A 4,045-nucleotide genomic window follows, 5' to 3' on the forward strand; every position below is an offset into this window, starting at 1 on the left:
CCCCCGCTGCTTTTTTCCCGCCATCCACACACCGCCGCAATTTTTGTGGGCGTGGCGGTCAACGCCCCAATACACCCGCCCCCCCACACTCCCCCGCCGCGCGTCTTTTTGCCCGCCCAAGACGCTGTAGCACTTTGATTTGGCGCATGATCCTTTCCGAAAATCGATTCCGATTTTCGGGGTCATGCGCGAGAACCAGGCCTATTGCCGCCAGAAAGTCCTGCACCGGCCGTTACTGACCGGTGCCTGGCTGCGCTGTCGGTGCAGCGGGTGCACGGGGCACAGCTGCTGGCCCAGGCGCTGCCGGTACAGCCGGCGTGTCCGCGCCGGCGGGATTGCGGAAGAAACGGAAGAAGTCCGAATTCGGCGACAGCACCATCGTCGTCCCGGTACTGTTCAGCGCCGTGCCGTAGGCATTCATCGACCGGTAAAAGTCGAAGAAGGCTGGATCGCGCTGGTAGGCGTTCGCGAAGGTGGCGCTGCGTTGAGCTTCACCTTCACCGCGCAGGATTTCAGACTCTCTCCGTGCCTCGGCGACGATCTCCACCACTTCGCGGTCGGCACGCGCCCTGATGCGCTGCGCCGCCTCGTTGCCGCGCGCCCGCAGCCGCTCGGCTTCGGCCAGACGCTCAGCCTTCATGCGGTCATATGTCTGTTGCGAGACTTCCGCCGTCAAATCGGTCCGGCGAATGCGGACATCCTCGATCTGCAGGCCGAGCGACGTGGCGTCGGGCCTCAGCTGATCGCGCACTTCGCGCATCATCACGGCTCGCTCTTCCGAGAGCGCCGCCTCGAAGTCGCGCAGACCGTAGACACGGCGCAAGGCGGCGTCGAGACGCGTCCTCAAGCGTGCCTCGGCCAGCTCGATCTGGCCGGACACCGCGGAGCGAAACACGCGCGGATCCGAGATCCGATAGGCGATGAAGGCGTCGACCTCATAAAACTTGCCGCCCGAAACCTGGACGCGGATGTTGTCGAGGTCGAAGCGCAGCACCCTGTTTTCGATCAACTGCACGCTATCGGCATCGAAGAAGGCGAACGGCGCCTTGAAATAGATGCCCGGCTGGCTCTTGACGTCGACGATCTCGCCGAACCTGAGCACCAGTGCCTGCTGGCGCGCATTGACAACGAAGACCGACGAATAGAGCAGGAACAGGACGACCGCGGCGATGACGGCGATGATGGGAAGACGGTTGGCCATCACTGGTTTCCTCCCAGCACCGGCGCCGGCGCCGGCGCCTTCTGCTGCAATGCCGGCAGCGGCAGATAGGGAACGACCCCTGGTCCGCTGCCTTGCTCGATAATGACCTTGCTGGAATCCTTCAGAACCCTCTCCATCGTTTCCAGATAAAGCCGCTGGCGCGTCACATCCGGCGCCTTGGCGTATTCGTCATAGACCGAGATGAAGCGCTGCGCCTCGCCTTCGGCCTCCTGCACGACCCGGTTCTTGTAGCCGGCCGCCTCCTCGCGGATCTGTGCGGCCTCGCCGCGCGCCTGGCCGAGCTTCTGGTTGGAATACTGGTTGGCCTGCTCGACGAACTTGTCCTCGTCCTGTTCGGCGCGCTGCACCTCGTCAAAGGCGTCGGCCACTTCGCGCGGCGGTGCGGCATCCTCGATCGAAATCGCGTTGACGTTCAGGCCGGCCTTGTAGCCGTCCAGCGTCGTCTGGATGATTTCGCGCACGGACGCTGCAATGCCCTCGCGATCGTCGCGGAAGATGTCCTGCGCCGGCCGCCGACCAACCGCTTCGCGCATGGCGCTTTCGGCGACCTGGCGCAGCATGCCGTCGGGATCGGACACGTCGAACAGATAGGCCCTCGGATCGGAGACCTGATAGGCCACCGAGAACTGGACGTTGACGATGTTCTGGTCGCCCGAAAGCATCAGCCCTGAACCGTTGCCGGAGGCCGTGCCGCCGCCGATGTTGACGAGTTGTTCGGCAATGACGGCCGTCTCGACCGTCTCGATGGGCCACCAATGGAAATGCAGGCCGGGCTGGGAGAACTCTGCCTTTGGCACGCCGAATCTGAGTTCGACCGCAACCTCGTCGGGCTGCACGGTATAGACCGCCTTGAACGCCCACAGCGCTAAAAGCGCCGCCGCGATCAATCCGAAAACGGCTGGGCTGGCGCCAGCGCCACCCGGCAAAGCACGCCGCAACCTGTCCTGGCCGCGCCGGATGATGTCTTCGAGATCGGGAGGCGAGCCCTGCGGACCGCTAGGCCCCTTTGGTCCCTGCCCCCAGGGTCCTGGATTGTTGCCGCCGCCCCATGGGCCGCCGCCTCCGCCGCTTTTGTCATTCCAGGGCATAAATGTCCTTTCGCTCCCTCATGCGCCGGCCTGACGACGCAAAATCCGGTGTTGTTCTTCTATAGGGATGCGACGGCGCGCTTTCAACGCGATCGGTCGTCGTCACCGCCCGTTTTGGACCGTCGCGACCCTTTACCGTCTCTCAATGCACGTCGCGGCGTCGCTCGTAAACCGAATAGCGTGTCGCATGACTATCCTTTTCACCGGCCGGAACGTCCTGCGAGCGGCCGATGCGCCACAAATCCGGGTCGATCGGCGGGAAATGCGCGTCGCCGTCGACCGCGGCAAGGACATGGGTGACATGCAGGCGGTCGGCCAGCGGCAGCGCCTGGGCATAGATCTCGCCGCCGCCGATGACGCAGATTTCGTCGGCGCCGGCCATGCAGCGCCCGCGCACCTTGGCCAGGCGGATCGCCTCGTCGAGCGAATGCGCGGTTTCGACGCCCTCGGCCCGCCAGGCCGTGTCGCGGGTCACCACGATATTGAGCCTGCCAGGCAGAGGCCTGCCGATGCCTTCATAGGTCTTGCGACCCATGATGACAGGTTTGCCCATCGTGTCGGCCTTGAATCGCTTGAGATCGCTGGAAAGCCGCCACGGCAAACCGCCATCGCGCCCGATCACACCGTTTTCGGCGATGGCGACATAGATCGCGACGTCCATCAGCCGCCGCTCCCGCCATCGCCCGAAGGTGCCAGCAGCAATATGTCGATGTCGTGCTCAGGGTAGAAATTCTCTGCCGTCATCTCGAAACGCGTCGGCCCGACTTTCCTGACGTTTTCGCCACAGAACGAGACCAGGTTCTTCGGATCGCCCTTGTCGACGGTCAGCTTGAACTTGCCGATCGAGCCCGTCGCCCAGTTGCCGCCAGTGGTCAGGACATAGGCGATGCGGTTTTCGAAATATCTCAGAGTGCCGTCGGGATTGCGCTTCGCCGCCTTGCGAATCGCATTCTCGAACATGCCGTCCATGCAGTAACGGGTCTTGTAGGCGGCGTATTGGCCCTGGAACTGGCCGTCATAGAAGAAGCTGACCGAGGAGGTGCCGCCGACGCTGGGCTTGTAGCGATGGGCGACGCGAACTGCCTTGTTGGCTGGAAAGGTCGAGCGCCACCAATAGGTCGAGCGCAATTGCCAGAACGGCACATAGACGGTTTTCATGCCCGAACCGTCGTCGGCGGTGTCCTCGATGATGAGGCCGCGGTCGACCCAGTCGTCGGCAACCGCTTGCGGCAGCTTCGCCAATGCCGCCCTGGCGGCATCGCCGAACGGGTAGAACGGCACGTTCTGCGACTCGAGATCGGCACTGATGTCGATGCCGAGCGCAAATGCCTTCTGCTCGAGCTGCGGCTTTGCCGCCACGCCGTCGATCGTCACCTCGAAGCCGAGGAAATTGTCGCTCTGGCCGTCGGGAATTGCCGGCATCTCGTTCGGATCGCCTTCGATGTCAGGCATCGGAAAGGCGACGATCGCGTCGACATCCTTGTCGGTGATGTTGCGGAAGACATAGTCGACCGTCACCTTTTCCGGTGAGATGTAGAGGTCCTCGCTCTCCATGGCCACCGCGTCGCTGCGCGACAGGATCAGGCCGCCCGTCCCCAATTCGGCGATCGAATCATTGGCGAACACGGGCGTGGCCGAAAGCGCCAGCGCGGCGGTCAGGACATAACGGAACATGGAAGCTCCCTGGGCGAGATGCCGCTATGACTCTATCGCATCGGCCCGAAAATCGGAATCG

At 63.5% G+C, this 4,045-nt stretch carries 4 protein-coding genes; all 4 read right to left on the reverse strand.

Features of this window, described 5'->3' with window-relative positions; translation table 11 throughout:
• Positions 1-232: 232 nt before the first annotated feature.
• On the reverse strand, positions 233-1,201 hold the full coding sequence (hflC, locus tag AC0L3H_RS12715; protein ID WP_473585681.1) for a protease modulator HflC: 969 nt from the start codon (positions 1,199-1,201) through the stop codon (positions 233-235).
• Entirely contained in the window at positions 1,201-2,310 is a 1,110-nt protein-coding gene (hflK, locus tag AC0L3H_RS12720) for an FtsH protease activity modulator HflK (RefSeq protein ID WP_091594230.1), read from the reverse strand. Before hflK ends, hflC begins: the two co-directional genes overlap by 1 nt.
• A 142-nt stretch (positions 2,311-2,452) precedes the next feature.
• Positions 2,453-2,971 carry a dihydrofolate reductase gene (locus AC0L3H_RS12725; RefSeq protein ID WP_473585682.1) on the reverse strand — a complete coding sequence of 173 codons (519 nt, stop codon included), beginning with the start codon at positions 2,969-2,971 and terminating at the stop codon, positions 2,453-2,455.
• Complete coding sequence (locus tag AC0L3H_RS12730) at positions 2,971-3,984, reverse strand: DUF4424 domain-containing protein (RefSeq protein ID WP_473585683.1); 1,014 nt, start codon at positions 3,982-3,984, stop codon at positions 2,971-2,973. The genes AC0L3H_RS12725 and AC0L3H_RS12730 overlap by 1 nt, the downstream gene beginning before the upstream one ends.
• Positions 3,985-4,045: the final 61 nt, after the last annotated feature.

This window comes from Mesorhizobium sp. WSM4816 (assembly GCF_055811535.1).